Source organism: Flavobacterium ammonificans (assembly GCF_020885975.1).
Classification (GTDB): domain Bacteria; phylum Bacteroidota; class Bacteroidia; order Flavobacteriales; family Flavobacteriaceae; genus Flavobacterium; species Flavobacterium ammonificans.
The window spans coordinates 1,594,072-1,613,405 of sequence record NZ_AP025183.1 but is presented as its reverse complement, the minus strand read 5'-3'; the positions used below and the strand labels follow the sequence as shown (position 1 = coordinate 1,613,405).

Below are 19,334 nucleotides of genomic sequence, written 5' to 3'. Positions count from 1 at the left end.
AGTAAAATCTTTTGAGGGTGTTCAATTTATAAAAGCTTGCTACTTACTTCAATTCTATTTGATTCATTTTACTGTTTTTTCGGCTGTAACCAAAATAAATCAATAATCCTAGAAGCAACCAAATGGAGAAATAAATCCAATTCCAAACACTCAATTCAGCCATCATATACAAGCAAGAAACCAAACCTAATAACGGAATTAAAGATAAATTTTCTTTATACGCCCAAAAAGCAAGTCCAATTAAAGAAATTAAAAATATCCACATTGGGATTTTGTGTTTGAACAAATCAAATCCACTTTCGTATTTAACAGCATCCGCAATTGGTAATTGAGCCACAATGGCAGCGTATTTAACCTCGTCGTCTTGGTACTGACTTAATAGCTCTTCAACATCATTAGTTGTTGGTTTTGATTCTAAGGAAACTAAATAATGATATACTTTATCTGTATCTGATTTATCTATAGAGGTAATTATAACTTCTGGAGAATTTACTTGAGTCTCATTATTTAGAAAACCCATAGTAGCATCATTGTTATACAAAAAAGCATAGGCTAAACCAACAACTAAAGCGATTGGAAAAATGAATTTCGAATTCACATAAGGCGTTTTGAATTTTCCTCTCGGAATATCTTTCTTATTCTGTAATACCAAAACTCCAGCACAAACCAACACAAAGGCAAATAAAGTACCAATACTACATAAGTCGGTTACCATAGTTAAATTCATAAACAAAGCTGGAATCCCAACTACAAAACCTGTAACTATTGTAGCGTAAGAAGGTGTTTTAAACTTTGGGTGTACTCTTGAGAATTTTTTGGGTAACAAACCATCTCTACTCATACTCATCCAAATACGAGGTTGACCCATTTGGAAAACCAATAAAACACTTGCCATAGCAATTACTGCACTTACAGCAATAATTCCCGACATCCATTTTAAATCTAACTTTTCAAATACAAAAGCCAATGGATCTCCTACATTCAATTCATTGTAACTAACCATTCCTGTTAACACCAAAGCAATGACAATATACAAAACAGTACAAATGATAATTGCCCACATCATTCCGCGTGGTAAATCACGTTGTGGATCTTTGCATTCTTCAGCAGTGGTAGAAATAGCATCAAACCCAATATAAGCAAAAAATACTGCTGAAACACCTTTCAAAACACCGCTAACTCCATTAGGTGCAAACGGATCCCAATTTGTTGTATCTACATAAAAAGCACCAACAGCAATAACTAGTAAAATGATGAATAATTTAACAATTACCATCAAATTACTTGCATTACGGGATTCTTTCATTCCTCTATACACCAATGCAGTTATCACTATAATGATCAACATAGCCGGAATATCGGCCACAAAATGAAAACCTCCAATAACAGGACTTGTAGTCCAAGCCGTATAGGCATCTTGCAAATTAGAACTTAAATTATCAAATGATTTCCCTCCTTGCATTAAAGCCGTTGCATCTTTGAATCCATTAGAAGCCGATAAATAATCCATTTGAATCCATTGGGGCAGTTCTAGCCCTCCTGTACGAAGTAATCCCGTAAAATAATCACTCCACGAAATTGCTACAGTAATATTACCTACGGCGTATTCCATAATCAAAGCCCAACCAATAATCCAAGCAATAATTTCGCCAAAAGCAACATAAGAATAGGTATAAGCAGATCCAGAAACAGGAACCATAGAAGCAAACTCTGCATAGGCAAAAGCAGCAAAACTACAAGCTAAAGCGGTAAATAAAAAAAGAAAAATTACTGCAGGACCACCATCAGCACTTGCTTTACCAATAGTACTAAAAATCCCTGCACCTACAATAGCTGCAATTCCAAAAGCCGTTAAATCTCTTGCGGTCAGATGTTTTCCTAAGGCATTATGTCCATCACTTTCATTTTGCTTGACCTGTTTCAAAATATCTTGAACCGTCTTTTTTCTAAACAAACCTTTAATTGCCATAGTGTTGTATTATTCAGATAATTTAATCAGTGACAAACTTAAAACATCATTTTAATCTTTCAGAATTAAATTTCAATTATTTTAAACAAGTTTTTAAAATTGTAACCGGATGTTGTGCTTCTCTCGATGTTCCGTCAAATATTTGATGACGACAACTCGTTCCAGCTGCAGCAATAGCAACAGCAGCATCCGTAGCTCTAATTTTTGGAAACAAGGTATCTTCCCCCATTTGCATACTTATCTCATAATGCTCTTCTTCATATCCAAAAGAACCGGCCATTCCGCAACAGCCCGAGTTATAAATAGTAACTGTGGTATTTTTTGGAATATTAAGCATTGCAAAAGTTGCCTGTACTGAACTCAATGATTTTTGATGACAATGTCCGTGGATTTTTATTTCTTTTGATTCCTCTGAAAATTGATTCGAATGAATTGCTCCTTTCTCTATTTCATTTTTGAAAAATTCTTCAATAGTATAAACGTTCTTAGCCAATTGCTCTGCTCCAAGCTTATCTTCTGCCAAACGAATGTATTCATCTCTAAATGTCAATATCGCTGAAGGTTCAATTCCAACTAAAGGAATTTCATCAGTAACCAATTCTTTGAAAATATCCACATTAATTGTAGCAATAGCTTTGGCTTGTTCCAAAAATCCTTTAGAAATAAACGCACGTCCGCTTTCTTGATGATCTACAACAATAACTTGGTAGCCTAAGTTTGTTAAAAGTTCATAAGTATCAATTCCTACTGAAACATCATAAAAATTAGTAAATTCATCACAGAACAAAATAACTTTCCCATTAGGAAAACTTCCTTCTTCAAGTTCTTTATGATGTTTATCCAACCATTTACGGAAAGTCTTTGGTGCCAAATGCGGCACTACACGTTTAGGCGCAATTCCCATTTTCTTTTTCACAAAGGAAAGATTGGCAAACCAATTGGTTAATTTGGGTGTTAAACTGCCTAGATTGTTCAATTTGGCATTGTAAGCAAAAGTTTTGTTTCGTTTAGAAAATCCGTTCGCTTTTTGGTATTGGTATAAAAATTCCGACTTCAAAGCTGCAACATCAACATTGCTTGGACATTCACTCGCACAAGCTTTACAACTCACACACAAATCAAAAACTTGGTACAATTCTTCTTGATCAAACTTATTCTGTTTAGTGGAATCCGTCAAATACTGTCTCAAAGCGTTGGCTCTAGCACGAGTCGTATCTTTTTCATTGCGAGTAGCTCTGTAGCTTGGACATAACGTACCTCCTGCCGAAGGTAATTTCCTGCAGTCGCCAGAACCGTTGCATTTCTCAGCTAAACGCAAAATACCTAAACTGTCTGAAAAATCTTGAATTGTTTGGATCTCAGGTTCTTCTCGACCCGCTTCCATTCGTAAATTTTCATCCATTTTTGGCGTATCCGTAATACGTCCTTTATTGAAAATCGCATTCGGATCAAACGCTTTTTTGATTCGTTTAAGCAATTCATAATTAGATTCACCAATCATGAATGGTAAAAATTCACCGCGAACGATTCCGTCACCATGTTCGCCACTTAAAGAGCCTCTATATTTTTTTACTAAAACGGCTACTTCAGTAGCAATCGTTCTAAATAATTGTACATCTTCTTTCTTCTTTAAATTCAATACGGGACGCAAATGCAATTCACCAGCACCTGCATGGGCATAATAGATTGCTTCTTGTCCATATTTTTTCATCATAGCAGCAAATTCTGCAATGTAATTAGGCAAGTCGCTGAGTTCAACAGCGGTATCTTCAATAGAATCGGCCGCTTTATCATCGCCCACAATACTTCCTAAAAGCCCTAAACCTGCTTTTCTAAGTTCGTTTATCTTGTCAATATCTTGTCCGTACAACTTTGGTAAAGCATAGCCAAAATTGTTTTGTTCTAAATCAGCAATCAAAGCATTCGCTTGGCGTTCAGCATCCTCTAAAGAATCAGAAGCTACTTCCAACATAATTACTGCCTTGGGTTCGCCTTGAATAAAGAAACGATTTTTAGCTTGTTCCCTGTTGGTTTTCGTACAATTCAAAATGGTATCGTCCATCATTTCGCAAGTATACAAATGATGTTTCATCGCAATCATAACCGCTTCCAAACTTTCTTGAATAGTATGGAAATGGGCTGCCACCATAATATTATGCGTAGGAGGCAAATCATCTACTTTCAGCGTAACTTCAGTTGTAAAAGCTAATGTTCCTTCGCTACCACAAAGCAGTTTCCCAAGATTTATAGTCGGCTCGTTTCCTGAAAACAAATCTGATTTCAACAACAAATCGACCGCATAACCCGTATTTCGTCTATGAATTTCAGGTTTTGGAAACTCTTTTATAATTTCATTTTGTGTTTCAGCATTCGAAAGTTCCTCATAAACCGTTTTGTAAATCTGATTTTCTAAAGTATTTCCTTTCGTTTTTTCGACAAACTCAGCCGAACTAAGTGAGGTAAATACTGTTTCCGAACCATCACTCAAAATGGCTTTTAATTCAACTATTTTATCTCGTGTCACTCCATACCGAATAGAAGTCGTTCCTGAGGAATTATTTCCAACCATTCCTCCAATCATACATCGGTTAGATGTTGAAGTATTGGGACCAAAAAATAATCCGTAGGGTTTTAAAAACAAATTCAATTCATCTCGGATAACTCCTGGCTGAACTGTTACAGTTTTATTTTCTTGATCTAAAGCAACTATTTTTGTGAAATATTTGGACACATCCACTATAATTCCGCTACCTACTGTTTGTCCTGCTAAGGAAGTTCCTGCTGTCCTTGGAGTTAATGGAATTTGATGTTCATTTGCAAAATGAACAAGCGTTTGTATATCTGTAACCGACTTTGGTCTTGCAATAGCAATGGGTTTAATTTGGTAAACGGAGGCATCCGTAGAATAAATTACCTTATGCAATTCGTCATAAAATAAATCGCCTTCTAAAGAGGACGCTAATTGTTGTAAAGGTAAAATATGCGACATGGTATTACTTTATGAGTACTATAAATTCAGTAGTGAATGACAAATATAAAAATTCTAGCGCTCTAAACTGAAATAAATCAATTTATAAAGCGCTAGAGGGTGGTAAACAAACCTTTACCAAAATTCTCTCAATTAACTGTTGTATATTTAAAAATGATAGCGTTTAAATGCTTCCATAGCAGCATAACTAGCCAAGCCAAGGTCTTTGAATTTCTCTGCAGTATCTTTATTGCGTTCTTCCACTCGTACCCAAAATTCTCTAGAATCATCTCCCTGAAACATAACACCATCTTTTTGAGATTGGTGATAAAAGATAGCGGTTCGTTTTCGCAATACTTGATTAGGACTCATTGGGACAGCCATTTCAATTTCGTGAATATCCCATTCGTGCCAAGCGCCTCTGTACAACCATACCCAACAATCATCCATAAATGGTTTGTGCTTGATTTCTTCTAATGCCATAAATAATGAATCGAGACATACTTTATGCGTTCCGTGAGGATCAGCTAAATCTCCTGCAGCATAAATTTGATGCGGCTGTATGGATTCAATAATAGCAATCATTAAATCGATATCTTTTTTTGATAACGGACTCTTTTTAATGGTGCCTGTTTCATAAAAAGGAAGATTTAAAAAATGCACTTGGTGATCAGGTAAGCCTAAAAAACGAGTGGCACCTAAGGATTCTTTTTGACGAATTTGCGCTTTTAAATTGCGTAATGGTATGCTATCTGAAATCGAACTGTTTTTTTGATTGATAAATTCGACAATATCAGAATAGGTTTTATTTTGGGGATCAAACACCAATCCGATTTCAGCAAATTTCAATGCTTCATCATTGGAAACCGCAATATTTCCTGAGGTTTGATATACAACATGAACTTCGTGTCCTTGAGTAATCAAGCGATCAAATGTACCTCCCATAGAGATTACATCATCATCTGGGTGTGGACTAAAAATAATCACTCTCTTCTTTTCTGGAGTTGAGCGTTCGGGACGTTGCTGATGATCCGAATTGGGTTTTCCGCCAGGCCAACCCGTAATAGCATGTTGTAGCTGATTGAACATCTTTATGTTTAAATCATAAGCGGTTCCTTCGATAGCCAATAAACTTTCCATACCGTGTTCAAAGTAGTCTTTATCGGTAAGATGCAATATCGACTTCCCTGTCTTTTTACAAAGCCAAACTATAGCTTTACGTATTAAGTCGGAGTTCCATTCACAGCCATCTACGACCCATGGGGTATTGATTCGAGTAAGTAATGAAGCCGCTTCTACATCTAAGACAAAAGTTACATTCGGATGATTTTGCAAATAGGTTGCAGGTTTTTTCGAAGTTACCTTTCCTTCAATCGTTTCATAAATCACCTCCGCTTTATTTTGACCCCATGCCAACAATACAATCCTTCGCGCCTCTAAAACTGTCGCTACTCCCATCGTAATCGCTTTTTTAGGAACATTGTCCATCCCTAAGAAAGACGATGCTGCATCTGAACGCGTAAGATGATCAAGCGTAACCATTCGAGTGGTTGAATTTTGATGCGAACCAGGTTCATTAAAACCAATATGTGCAGTTCGACCAATCCCTAATAACTGAAAATCTAAGCCGCCATAATTACGGATTTTCTCTTCGTATTGTGAACATAAAAGGAGACTTTCTTCAACTGTACAATCCCCATTTGGAATGTTGATGTTTTCAGGTGCTATATCGATATGCTTGAATAAATACTCTTGCATGAAAAAGTAATAACTTTGAATATTATCCGTTTTCATTGGAAAATATTCATCCAAATTAAATGTGATAACATTTTTAAAACTCAGCCCCTCCTCTCGGTGAAGACGAATTAACTCTTCATACACTTTTATTGGAGAAGATCCTGTAGCTAAACCAAGTACACAATAGGAATTTGTCTCTTGTTTTGCCTTAATTAATTCAGCAATTTCATGAGCTACAGCAATAGAACCCGAAACAGAATTATCAAAAATTACATTGTGGATTTTTTCAAAACGGGACGATTCGTATTTTCCGGGTTTTTCGAATGATATAGAGGTTGTTGTATTCATAAATAATTTGATTTGGAGGTTGTTGTGATCATAAATGTATCAAAGAAAATTTTATTCCTAAATTAATTTAGCATATTTGTCAATTATTTAACTAAACCTGTTAACGAATACAAAATGACTCCAAGTATTATTTTACTTTTAATTGTGACCTACTTCGGTATGTTATTTTACATATCCCATACTGTGAGTAAAAAAGATAGTGGCAATACTGTATTTTTTACCGCAAACAAAAACTCCAAATGGTACTTAGTTGCTTTCGGAATGATTGGTACGGCACTTTCTGGTGTCACTTTCATATCCGTACCAGGAGAAGTAGGTTCACCTAACGGCGAACAATTCAAATATTTCCAGTTCATCATTGGAAATGCCATAGGATTCATTATTGTAGCCAAGTTACTTCTACCCTTGTATTATAGAATGAATTTAACTTCCATATATAGTTATATTGAACAACGTATGGGTTTTTATAGTTACAGATCTGCTGCTTCTATATTTTTAATAAGTAGAACTATTTCATCGGCTTTTAGATTGTATTTGGTGGTAATCGTATTACAACGTTATGTGTTTGATTACTATACTATACCATTTGCAGTTACCGTATTAATTTCACTTTTACTCATTTTTCTATATACCTACAAAGGGGGGTTGAAAACAATTATTATTACCGATACACTGCAAACTTTCTTCTTAGTTAGTTCGGTATTTTTGACCATTTATTTCATTTGCAGTAGCCTTGATCTAGGCGTAATTGGCGCTTTTGAAGAAGTTAAAAACAGCAACTATTCTCAAATCTTTTTCTTCGATGATTTCATTGGAAGTAAATTCCATTTTATTAAACAAATCCTGGGTGGAATATTTGTTACTATTGCTATGGTAGGGCTAGATCAAGATTTAATGCAGAAAAACCTGAGTTGTAAGAACATTGGCGAAGCCCAAAAAAACATGTTCAGTTTCACCGCAATTTTTGTAATCATCAATTTATTTTTCTTAAGCGTTGGAGCTTTATTGTATATTTTTGCTGCCAAAAATAATATTGCCGTACCCTTAGATTTGATTACAAATAAACCAAGAACTGATTTGCTTTTTCCTGAAATCGCATTAAATCATTTAACATTATTACCTGGTATTGTATTCCTTTTAGGGTTAATTGCAGCCACTTTTGCTACCACTGATTCAGCTTTGACTGCTTTAACTACTTCTTTTTGTGTTGACTTTTTAGGAATGGATAAAGCCGAAAATCAACATAAAGCGAATCTTGTTAGAACCAGACATATGGTACATTTTGCTTTTTCAGCTTGTATGTTTTTAGTAATACTAGTTTTTAATACTATCAATGATAGTTCGGTTGTTGGAATGATTTTCAGGGTAGCGTCTTATACTTATGGACCGCTATTAGGATTGTACGCTTTTGGCTTGTTTATGAAATCTAAAAAGGTAACAGATAGATTGGTACCGTTCATCTGTATACTATCTCCTGCTCTAACTTTTTTAATTAATGATTACTCAAAAGTCCTTTTGGGCGGTTATGTTTTTGACAACGAATTGATTATTGTGAACACCTTAATTACATTTATTGGATTATGGCTTACTAGCAAAACTGTAACTGAAAAATACCATTTTTAAATCCATACAATGAATACGAATATCGAATCTTTACATCAGTTAGCGATAAAACCAACACGAACGATTATTGGATTAATGTCGGGTACTTCTTTAGATGGTTTAGATGTGGCGCTTTGTGCCATTTCTGGTTCGGGAACAAATACGGTAGTCCAACTGAAAGAATTTGAAACCATAGGTTATTCAGAAGAAGTTAAAACAGAAATACGAAAGGTATTTGCAAAAAAAACAATCGACTTCCAACACCTTGCTTTATTAAACGAATGGATTGGAAATTTACATGCTGATTTAGTTTTAGATTGTTTGAAAAAATGGAATATTAAGGCTAAAGAGGTAGATCTGATTGCCTCACACGGACAAACAGTAATGCACGCTCCAAAAATAAAACACCAACAATCACGATTCACAAATGCTACTTTGCAAATCGGTGACGGGGATCATATTGCGGTAAGAACCGGAATTACGACTATTTCCGATTTTAGACAAAAACACCTGGCTGCGGGTGGCGAAGGCGCTCCTTTAGCAGTATATGGCGATTATTTTCTTTTTGGAAGTGATCAAGAAAACAGAATCATGTTGAATATCGGTGGTATTGGTAACTTTACTTTTCTACCTCAAAATCAAAATCCAGAAGAGGTTTTCGTTACTGATACAGGTGCCGGAAACACATTAATTGATGCTTATACAAAATTTCATTTTCCTGAATTGAGTTATGATAAAGATGCACAAATTGCTATGAAAGGAATAGTCAATCAAGACTTATTAAAAGAACTTAAAAATGATCCTTTTTTTGAGGGTACTTTTCCAAAAACAACAGGACCAGAACTCTTTAATTTAGATTATGTTCAAAAAGCAATCAACAAAAGTAATAGTCAACTCATTTCTGTAGAAGATGTTTTAGCAACACTAACTCGTTTTAGTGCCGAAACGATAGCTGAGGCGATACTATATATAATATATCAATCTGAAACTACTCAAGATGAGCTATCACTTTATGTTTCGGGTGGAGGTTTGCACAATCCATTATTGATGACTTATTTACAAGAACTCCTTGCTTTTCCTTTCAAAAACACTAGCGAATTAGGCATTTTAGGAGACGCAAAGGAAGCGGTTCTTTTTGCAGTATTGGCTAATGAAACTGTAGCAGGTGGAAAGACTGTTTTTGGAACAAAAAAAGGCGTTCCCTCTGTAACAATGGGTAAAATTTCGTTTCCTGATTAGAATTATTTTTATACCTATTTAATCACAACAACTGCACTAAAAAGTCTATTTTTGTATTGTTTAAAATAATCATCAAAATGACACATAGTAAATCCTTTATTCTGACTCTTCTATTTTCGCTATTTTTCATGGCTAATAGTAGTGCTCAGGCTAAAATCATGTACCCCAAGAACGAATTTAGAGCCGTTTGGATTGCTACTGTGGCCAACATCGATTGGCCTAAAAATAGTACTGACCCAGTAGAGAAGCAAAAAAGTGATTTCATTGAAATTTTAGATGCTTACAAAAAGTTACGCTATAATGCTGTAATTGTGCAAATACGAAGTAATGGTGATGCATTTTATCCTACTGATTTAGCACCTTGGTCACGAAATCTAACCGGGAAAGAAGGAAAAGCCCCTTCGCCTTATTACGATACATTGGAGTGGATGATTCATGAAGCTCACCAACGCGGATTTGAATTTCATGCTTGGCTAAATCCTTATCGAGCCACTTCAAGTGCCAATTTAGAAATCGTAAGCAAAAAACACGACCTGATTCAACATCCTGAATGGATGATTAAATATGCCGGTAAGTACTATTACAATCCTGGTTTGCCAGAAGTTCAAAACCATTTGACTAGAGTGGTTGAAGAAGTAGTCAAAAAATACGATATCGATGCCATACACTTTGATGATTATTTTTACCCATATACCGTTGATGGAGAAAAATTCAATGATACTGATTCGTTTAATAAATACTCTAATGGATTAGAATTAGCCGATTGGAGACGTAATAATGTGAATGTTTTTGTTCAACAAATTGCAACCAGTATCAAAAAAATTAAGCCGTGGGTGCAATTTGGCATAAGCCCTTTTGGAGTCTGGAGAAATCAATCTGTTGATCTAAGAGGTTCAGATACACAAGCGGGTCAAACTAATTATGACGATCTATTTGCAGATCCATTACATTGGATGGAAAATAATTGGATTGACTATATCCTACCTCAGTTATATTGGAGTTTGGACCACCCAAAAGCTTCTTATACTAAATTGCTGAAATGGTGGTCGGAAAACTCAAAAAATGCAGCAATATATGTTGGAAATGGTTCTTATAAAATTAAATCCGATGCCGATAAAAAATGGGATTCCCCATTTGAAATTCCCAATCAAATCGATTATTCTCGTAGTTTTAATAATGTACAAGGCAATGCTTTTTTTAGCGCCAAATGGTTCCTCAATAAAAATCAGGAAGTAACGCAGTTACTAGCCGAAAATCAATACAAATACCACGCTATACCTGCAGCTGTTCCCAATTTTAAAAAATTAGTTTTTGATGTTCCTAGAGTAACTAGTGTCATAAAAGATAAAAATGAATTGGTCATTTCTTTACAACCTACTCGAAATCCTATGCGCTATGTTGTGTTTTATGGAACCGATACTAATGGTGATATAAATAGTGATGACCCAAGTCAGATAGTCGATAAGTTCTTGGTACAGAAAAACAACAATCGATTAGCTATTCGTGTACCTATTTCCGTACTAGAAAACAAGTCTAAATTTGCTTTATCATTCATTGACTTGTATGGTAACGAAAGTAAAGAAATCCTAACACAACTGCCACAAACAGTCGTGAAAACTAATTAATACACTACGAATGAAAGCAGAGAAAAACCCTTGGTATTGGATTCCTATTTTAAACTTTGCATCTGGTTTCCCCTATGCGATCATTATTTCGGTGTCTGTAATCATGTATAAGAATTTAGGTATTAGCAATGAAGATATTGGGATTTATACCAGTTTACTTTATTTACCTTGGGTAATTAAACCATTATGGAGTCCGTTTATTGACTTGCACAGTACCAAAAGAAAGTGGTTTTTAAGCATGCAATTGCTCATCTCTATCGCTTTTTTAATAGTTGGATTTACCATTCCGATGAACCATTTCTTTTTTCTGAGTTTGGCTATTTTTTGGGTGGCGGCATTTGCTTCTGCTTCCAATGACGTGGCTACAGATGGTTTTTATTTATTGTCGCTTTCCAAAGACCAACAATCCTTTTTCCTCGGAATTAGGAGTACTTTTTATCGCCTTTCTATGCTCACCGGTAACGGATTGATTGTCATTATTGGGGGCTATTTAGAGACTGAATTTGGAGATAAAACTAAAGCGTGGTCGTATACCATGATTATTGTCGGTTTGCTTATGGCAACAATTACTGTTTACAATCTATTGACCACACCAGTATCAGAAAATGAAACATCGGAGGATGCAGTAGCACAGCAAAAAGACTTTATTACCGTTTTTGCCAGTTTTTTCAAAAAGAAACAAATTGGAATTGTATTGGCTTTTATCCTTTTATTTCGTTTAGGTGAATCGCAATTAATGAAAATGTTAACTCCTTTTTTAATTGATCTTAAAGACGCTGGAGGAATGGGACTCACTACCGAAGATGTTGGGATTATATACGGAACTTTTGGGGTGATTGCCTTGCTTGTGGGAGGAACATTAGGAGGAATAGCAATCTCTAAGCATGGATTAGGCAAATGGATGTTGCCCATGATTTTAATTATGCACTTACCTATTGTCGGGTTTATTTTACTCTCTCATTTTCATCCAGAAAATACTATTTATATCTATTTAGTGGTCATTGTAGAGCAATTTGGTTATGGTTTTGGATTCGCTGCCTTTTTAATGTTCTTAATTTTTGTAGCAGAAGGCGAATCAAAAACTTCTCACTATTCTTTAGCAACTGGTTTTATGGCTTTGGGAATGATGTTGCCTGGGATGATCAGCGGTTATATTCAAGAATATTTAGGGTATGGCAATTTCTTTATTTGGGTACTAATAGCAACTGTACCAGGTGTACTTATTTCTCGATTTTTAGTGTTTCCAGCTGATTTTGGAAAAAAAACAACTCCAAATTGAATATCATGACTTTAGAGCAAAAAATAGGACAGTTTTTCTTTCCTGCCGTTTTTATTAACGATACCGAAGAAAACATTCAAGCGACCGAAGCTTTAATTCGGGATCACAACATCGGCGGACTTACTTTTTTTCATAGTAGAGCGAGTGCGGCGACCAATTATGAAAGCAAACAAAAAGTGGTTTCGTATGATGATAGTTATGCCAAGTTAAAACAACTGATAACACGTTATCAAAAATGTGCCACTACCCCACTATTAATGAGTATTGATGCAGAATGGGGTTTGGCTATGCGAATTGAAAAAACACCGCAATATCCGTATGCAATTACCTTAGGCGCTTTGCCAGAATCGCAAATTGATTTGGTTTACGAGGTGGGCAAACAAATTGGATTGGATTTGAAAGCAGCTGGCATTCAGTACAACTTAGCGCCTTTGGCTGACATCAATAACAATCCAAACAATCCTGTCATTGGCTACCGCTCCTTTGGTGAAAACAAGGAAAAAGTGGCTCTATTTGCCAATGCTTATCTAAAAGGGATGACGAATGCTGGTATTTTAGGCTGTTTAAAACATTTTCCAGGTCACGGAAATACCAATGTAGATTCGCATTTAGGCTTGCCTATTTTAGAAGAAAATCTAGAACAATTACTTAATAATGAATTGTATCCTTTTATCAAAGGAATTGAAAATAAGGTCGATTCGATTATGATTGGTCACTTAGCCGTTCCTGCTTTAAACGATGGCAAAAATACTTCGGCTACTTTGTCGAAGAACATCATTGAAAATCTACTTCGCAAGCAACTTGGATTTGAAGGATTGGTTATATCCGATGCCTTGAATATGAAAAGTGTTTCCGATTTGTTTGAACAAAAAGGGCAATTAGAATGGGAAGCATTCCAAGCAGGCAATGATATTTTATGTTTTACAGATGAAGTAGCTGCTGGAATTGAAGCCATTCTAAAAAATGCTACTGAAGAACGTATTAATGAAAGTTACAACAGAATTCTGCTCTACAAAAAAAAAGCGGGTCTATTTGAAAACGGTTCCATTTATCCTGATATAAGTCAGTCCAAAATTGATTTTTCAATAAGCGAAAATTTAAATCGTAGGATCGCTGAGCAGATTTTGACTAAAGTAAAAACAGATACCAATACCAACCGAATTCAAGAGGCTATTGCTAACAACTCTCTGGCTCAAGTAAGCATTTACAAGGATGGTTTTGCTACTAAGGTAACGCAAAATAGTACTACTCCTATTTTTTCTTTAACTGTTGAAAATCCAATGCTCAACCAGGAAGATCTAGCGCAGTACGATACCATTGTGATTTCATTATTTGTTCCCAAAGCGAAACCTTTAAATCAATTTGATATACAACCGCAAGTGATAGAAAGTATTAGTACACTTCTACACAATAAAAATTGCATCCTGTATGTTTTTGGAAATCCATACGCACTTCAAGTGATTCCTAATTTGGCTTTAGCCAAAGAAATTATAATGGTATACCAAGATTTTGAAGTTTTTCAAGAAGTCGCAGTCCAACAATTTTTCAATAAATTAGCCTGTCCTGGACTGCTTCCCGTTTCGATTAATAATATCTAAATCAATTGAATAGATGTAATTTAGTCTGCTTTAATAGTAAATACTTATTACTTAATAAATATTTATAATTAAAACTTATTTAACTATCTTTACATCTAACGTATATTTGCACCATACAATTTAACTTAAAAACAAAAAATATGTCATTAGTAGGAAAAAAATTCCCAAACATCACTGTAGACGCTATCTCTGAAATGGGAGATAACTTAAGAATCAACATTTTTGAAGAAGCTACAAAAAACAACAAAAAAGTACTTTTGTTTTGGTATCCAAAAGATTTCACATTTGTTTGCCCAACTGAATTGCACGCTTTTCAAGCTGCTTTGCCAGAATTTGCAAAAAGAAACACTATCGTAATTGGAGCTTCTTGTGACACTAACGAAGTTCACTTTGCTTGGTTGAACACTCCAAAAAATAACGGTGGTATTGAAGGGGTAACTTACCCACTTTTAGCAGATACAACTAGAAACTTATCTAACATCTTAGGAATTCTTGATGTAGAAAGTGCTGAGTACAACGAAGAATTAGATACTGTATTAGTAGAAGGTTCTAACGTAACCTACAGAGCTACTTACTTAATCGATGAAACTGGAAAAATTTTCCACGAAAGTGTTAACGATATGCCATTAGGTCGTAACGTAAACGAATACTTACGTTTGGTTGACGCTTACACTCACGTGCAAGAAAAAGGAGAAGTTTGTCCTGCTAACTGGGAAGCTGGTAAAGATGCAATGACTGCTGACAGAAACAGTACAGCTGCTTACTTAGGATCTCACTAATAACAAAAATCAATAACAATGGCACTATCAATTTAAGATTGCCATTGTTATTGTAATTAAAAAATAAAGCTATGTTAATTGAATTAAACGAAGACACATTACAGGATTTAGTTTCCAAAAACGAAAAAGTAGTAGTTCAATTTTCTGCCTCTTGGTGTGGAAATTGTCGTATTATGAAACCAAAATTCAAAAAATTGGCTTCAGAAAATGAATCACTTACTTTTGTTTTAGTAGATGCCGAAAACAATCCTGAATCAAGAAAATTAGCTAACGTAAGCAACTTGCCTACTTTTGCTACTTTCGTTAACGGAAAATTAGTGAACGAAACACAAACTAATAAACAAGAAGTATTGACTGATTTAGTAAACGAAATCGCTTAATAATTCAACAACAAACACCTGAAATATGAAATTACCTGTTATCAAACATTTGACCCAATTCATCGAAGAAAATGATCAAGATTATATCATTGAAACTATTGAAGTATTAGAAGCAATGACGGAAATATCTTCTCTAAAAGATGAAGAATTGGATGTAATTGGCGAATTAATTTCAAATATGTATGGTGCTTTAGAAGTACAAAAATTAGTTAAAGACGGAGTTGACAAGAAAGAAGCCTTGAACACCTTTATGAAACGCGTTTTAGGGGCTATCGATAAATAACACTTCGCTTACTAAGTAAATAAATCAAGACGTACTCGGATAGGGTACGTTTTTTTTATGCCTTATAGCGAAATAGTATTCAAAGGAAAACCAACTAAAAAAAGCGGCTTCAAACTAAAATCTGAATTAATTTTCATACTTTTGAAGCTCACTAAAAAACGCATATTATGTCAACGATAACTTTAGGCGGTAATCCCGTTCATACTTCAGGCGAATTGCCAAAAATAGGTTCACAACTAGCTGATTTTAAATTAGTAAAGACAGATCTTTCTATCGCTACTCTGGCAGATTATGCTGGTAAAAAAGTAGTTTTCAATATTTTTCCAAGTATCGATACAGGAACTTGTGCAGCTTCGGTTAGAAAATTCAATGAAACTGCTGCTGGATTAAACAATACTGTTGTGATTTGCGTTTCAAGAGATTTACCATTTGCACAAAAACGTTTTTGCGGTGCTGAAGGAATTGAGAACGTAGAAAATCTATCGGATTTTAAAGACGGAAGTTTTGGAAAAGCCAATGGTTTAGAAATTACGGATAGTGTTTTAGCAGGTTTACACTCAAGAGTGGTACTTGTTATTGACGAAAAAGGAACTATTGTTCACGCCGAACAAGTAGCTGAAATTGCAGATGAACCGAATTACGATGCTGCCTTAGCAGTACTTTAATACCTATTGAATGGAATTTCAAAAAGACAATCGATTTGTTTCAGGACGATTAAAAAGTGTCACCTTTGCTTATAAAGGGGCTTACAAATTAATTACAACTGAACACAGCGTAATGACTCAATTTTTTATTGGGATCATAATGACTATCGCTGGGTTTTATTTTAACATTACTACTACTGAATGGATTTTCCAAATCTTTGCTATCGGATTAGTAATGAGTGTTGAAGGATTGAATACTGCTGTTGAAAAAGTGGCCGATTTTATTCATCCAGAATACCACGAGAGAATTGGGTTTATCAAAGATATTGCTGCTGGAGCTGTGTTTTTCTCGGCATTAACCGCAGTGGCAGTGGGTTTACTGATTTACCTCCCTAAATTCTAAATTTACTAGTTTACAAAGAGAATGGCAAAGAAAATAAAAAGCGAGTCCGATTTTAGCGGAAAAAGATCTTGGAAATTATCAAAAGAATATAAAATTGTAATTGGTAGCCTATTGGTGCTATTTTCAGTTGCTTTGTTAGTTGCATTTGTTTCGTTTTACTTGCACGGTCAAGCCGATCAAAGCGCTGTAGATCAATTAGCCAATAGAAATACTGAAGTAGCGAATTGGTTAGGCAAAATTGGCGCTTACATTGCGGATTTGATGGTGTACCAAGGATTTGGTATAGCTGCCTTCCTATTTGTACGCTTGTTTTTCTTAACAGGTTTGTATTTGTTCTTGGGTTTACCACTTGCCAAACTACGATCGACTTGGTTTTGGGATTTATTTGCTATGATTGTCGTTTCGATCATCTTTGGTTTCTTTGCAACAAATGCACCTGAATTAGGCGGTGTCATTGGTTACGAACTCAACTTACTTTCACAAGACTATTTAGGTAAGACAGGTACTTTATTACTTTTAGTATTCGGTTTAATAATTTACCTAATTTTCAAAATCAATTTATCGCCTGATTCTATTTTAAATTTCATTGAAGGTTCCAAAAAAGAAATGGAAGCAAAGATGAACTCCATTGTTGAAAAAGCAGCTGATAAAGGCTACAATCTTGAAGAATATGCAGTTCCTACTGCAGATCAAGAAGCAGATGAAGAAGTAGAAGGCATTCATTTGAAATCAACTACTTCTCAGTTTGAAATCAACAAAGAAGCCTTAAAACCAACTATTAGCTCGTCTTCTGAAATCAATTTAGATACATTGCCTAAACCAGTGGTACCGCCTACCTATACCCCTGCTCCACCAGCACCAAAAGAGCCAACCATCATTACTACAAACGATGAAGCTTTTGTAATTGAAAAGGCTGAGGAAGAAGATATCGTAGAAGAAAACTTAGCGTCTCGATTAGTGGCTGATTTCGGTTTGTTTGACCCCACTTTGGAATTATCCAACTACAAATTCCCAACCATTGATTTATTAAAAGAATACTCAAGCGGCGGAATTACGATTAACCAAGAAGAATTAGAAGAAAACAAAAACAAGATTGTAGATACCCTTCGTAACTACAAAATTGAAATTGCTCAAATTAAAGCCACCGTTGGTCCATCGGTAACCTTATATGAAATCGTTCCTGAAGCAGGAATTCGTATTTCAAAAATCAAAAGTTTAGAAGACGATATTGCTTTGTCTCTTTCGGCACTTGGAATTCGTATTATTGCGCCAATTCCTGGAAAAGGAACTATTGGTATTGAAGTACCTAACAAGAATCCAACTATGGTTTCTATGAAAAGTGCTATTGGCTCAGCCAAATTTCAAGAAGCTGAAATGGAATTGCCGATCGCATTGGGTAAAACCATCTCTAATGAAACCTTTGTAGTCGATTTAGCTAAAATGCCTCACTTGTTGATGGCGGGAGCTACTGGTCAAGGAAAATCGGTAGGATTGAATGCGGTATTAACTTCGCTTTTATACAAAAAACATCCTGCTGAAGTTAAATTTGTTTTGGTTGACCCAAAGAAAGTAGAATTAACGCTTTTTAATAAAATTGAAAGACATTATTTAGCCAAATTACCCGATTGTGACGATGCTATTATTACTGATAATGCGAAAGTAGTCAATACCTTGAATTCCCTTTGTGTGGAAATGGACAACCGTTATTCTTTATTGAAAGACGCTATGGTGCGTAACATTAAAGAATACAACGACAAATTCAAGTCAAGAAAATTAAATCCTGAAAACGGTCACCGCTTTTTGCCATACATCGTTTTGGTAGTGGATGAGTTTGCTGATTTGATTATGACCGCTGGTAAAGAAGTCGAAGTACCTATTGCGCGTTTGGCTCAATTAGCGCGTGCGATTGGAATCCACTTGATTATTGCTACCCAACGTCCGTCGGTAAATGTAATCACCGGTTTAATCAAAGCCAACTTCCCGGCTCGAATTGCCTTTAGAGTAACGTCTAAAATTGATTCGAGAACTATTTTAGATACCCAAGGGGCTGATCAATTAATTGGTCGTGGTGATTTATTGTACTCTAACGGCAATGATGTGGTGCGTGTACAATGTGCTTTTATCGATACGCCTGAAGTAGAAAAAATAACCGAATTTATTGGTTCGCAAAAAGCTTATGCTACTGCTTACCTCCTACCTGAATTTGTGGGAGAAGAATCAGGTATCAATTTAGACATTGATATTTCAGAACGCGATTCCTTATTTAGAGAAGCCGCCGAAATTATTGTCAATGCACAACAAGGTTCGGCATCGTTATTGCAACGTAAATTAAAATTGGGCTACAACAGAGCCGGTCGTTTAATTGATCAATTAGAAGCCGCTGGAATTGTAGGTCCTTTTGAAGGAAGTAAAGCGCGTAACGTAAACATCTCGGATATGGTGGCGCTTGATGAATTTTTCAATAACGAACAAAATTAATA

The 19,334-nt window shown here is 35.3% G+C and carries 14 protein-coding genes; 11 read left to right on the top strand and 3 right to left on the bottom strand.

Annotated elements, in window-relative coordinates; all coding sequences use genetic code 11:
* Positions 1-43 precede the first annotated feature (43 nt).
* The 3 genes from LPC23_RS07270 to nagB all read right to left on the bottom strand — a co-directional run bounded on the left by LPC23_RS07270 (position 44) and on the right by nagB (position 7,022).
* On the bottom strand, positions 44-1,969 hold the full coding sequence (locus tag LPC23_RS07270) for an amino acid permease (RefSeq protein WP_229329186.1): 1,926 nt from the start codon (positions 1,967-1,969) through the stop codon (positions 44-46).
* Between the two features lie 76 nt (positions 1,970-2,045).
* Positions 2,046-4,958 (bottom strand): FAD-binding and (Fe-S)-binding domain-containing protein, encoded by a 2,913-nt coding sequence (locus tag LPC23_RS07265; protein ID WP_229329184.1) that lies wholly within the window; start codon positions 4,956-4,958, stop codon positions 2,046-2,048.
* Between the two features lie 147 nt (positions 4,959-5,105).
* Positions 5,106-7,022 (bottom strand): glucosamine-6-phosphate deaminase, encoded by a 1,917-nt coding sequence (nagB, locus tag LPC23_RS07260; protein WP_229329182.1) that lies wholly within the window; start codon positions 7,020-7,022, stop codon positions 5,106-5,108.
* A 114-nt stretch (positions 7,023-7,136) separates the two neighbouring features.
* Here nagB and LPC23_RS07255 point away from each other — a divergent pair, with 114 nt between their 5' ends.
* From LPC23_RS07255 to LPC23_RS07205, 11 genes are all read left to right on the top strand, one after another.
* Positions 7,137-8,645 (top strand): sodium:solute symporter, encoded by a 1,509-nt coding sequence (locus tag LPC23_RS07255; protein WP_229329180.1) that lies wholly within the window; start codon positions 7,137-7,139, stop codon positions 8,643-8,645.
* A gap of 9 nt (positions 8,646-8,654) precedes the next feature.
* Positions 8,655-9,863, top strand: coding sequence for an anhydro-N-acetylmuramic acid kinase (locus LPC23_RS07250; protein ID WP_229329178.1), 1,209 nt, complete (start codon positions 8,655-8,657; stop codon positions 9,861-9,863).
* 77 nt (positions 9,864-9,940) lie between these two features.
* Complete coding sequence (locus LPC23_RS07245; protein ID WP_229329176.1) at positions 9,941-11,488, top strand: glycoside hydrolase family 10-like protein; 1,548 nt, start codon at positions 9,941-9,943, stop codon at positions 11,486-11,488.
* Between the two features lie 10 nt (positions 11,489-11,498).
* Entirely contained in the window at positions 11,499-12,767 is a 1,269-nt protein-coding gene (locus LPC23_RS07240) for an MFS transporter (RefSeq protein WP_229329174.1), read from the top strand.
* Between the two features lie 5 nt (positions 12,768-12,772).
* Positions 12,773-14,365 (top strand): glycoside hydrolase family 3 protein, encoded by a 1,593-nt coding sequence (locus tag LPC23_RS07235; RefSeq protein ID WP_229329172.1) that lies wholly within the window; start codon positions 12,773-12,775, stop codon positions 14,363-14,365.
* A 140-nt stretch (positions 14,366-14,505) separates the two neighbouring features.
* Complete coding sequence (locus tag LPC23_RS07230) at positions 14,506-15,144, top strand: peroxiredoxin (RefSeq protein ID WP_229324127.1); 639 nt, start codon at positions 14,506-14,508, stop codon at positions 15,142-15,144.
* A 71-nt stretch (positions 15,145-15,215) separates the two neighbouring features.
* Positions 15,216-15,524 carry a thioredoxin family protein gene (locus LPC23_RS07225; protein ID WP_229324125.1) on the top strand — a complete coding sequence of 103 codons (309 nt, stop codon included), beginning with the start codon at positions 15,216-15,218 and terminating at the stop codon, positions 15,522-15,524.
* A 25-nt stretch (positions 15,525-15,549) separates the two neighbouring features.
* Entirely contained in the window at positions 15,550-15,807 is a 258-nt protein-coding gene (locus tag LPC23_RS07220; RefSeq protein ID WP_229324123.1) for a DUF6952 family protein, read from the top strand.
* 167 nt (positions 15,808-15,974) lie between these two features.
* Complete coding sequence (gene tpx, locus LPC23_RS07215; RefSeq protein WP_229329170.1) at positions 15,975-16,472, top strand: thiol peroxidase; 498 nt, start codon at positions 15,975-15,977, stop codon at positions 16,470-16,472.
* A gap of 10 nt (positions 16,473-16,482) precedes the next feature.
* Positions 16,483-16,854, top strand: a complete 372-nt coding sequence (locus LPC23_RS07210) for a diacylglycerol kinase (RefSeq protein WP_229329168.1) — start codon at positions 16,483-16,485, stop codon at positions 16,852-16,854.
* A 21-nt stretch (positions 16,855-16,875) separates the two neighbouring features.
* Positions 16,876-19,332, top strand: a complete 2,457-nt coding sequence (locus LPC23_RS07205; RefSeq protein WP_229329167.1) for a DNA translocase FtsK — start codon at positions 16,876-16,878, stop codon at positions 19,330-19,332.
* Positions 19,333-19,334: the final 2 nt, after the last annotated feature.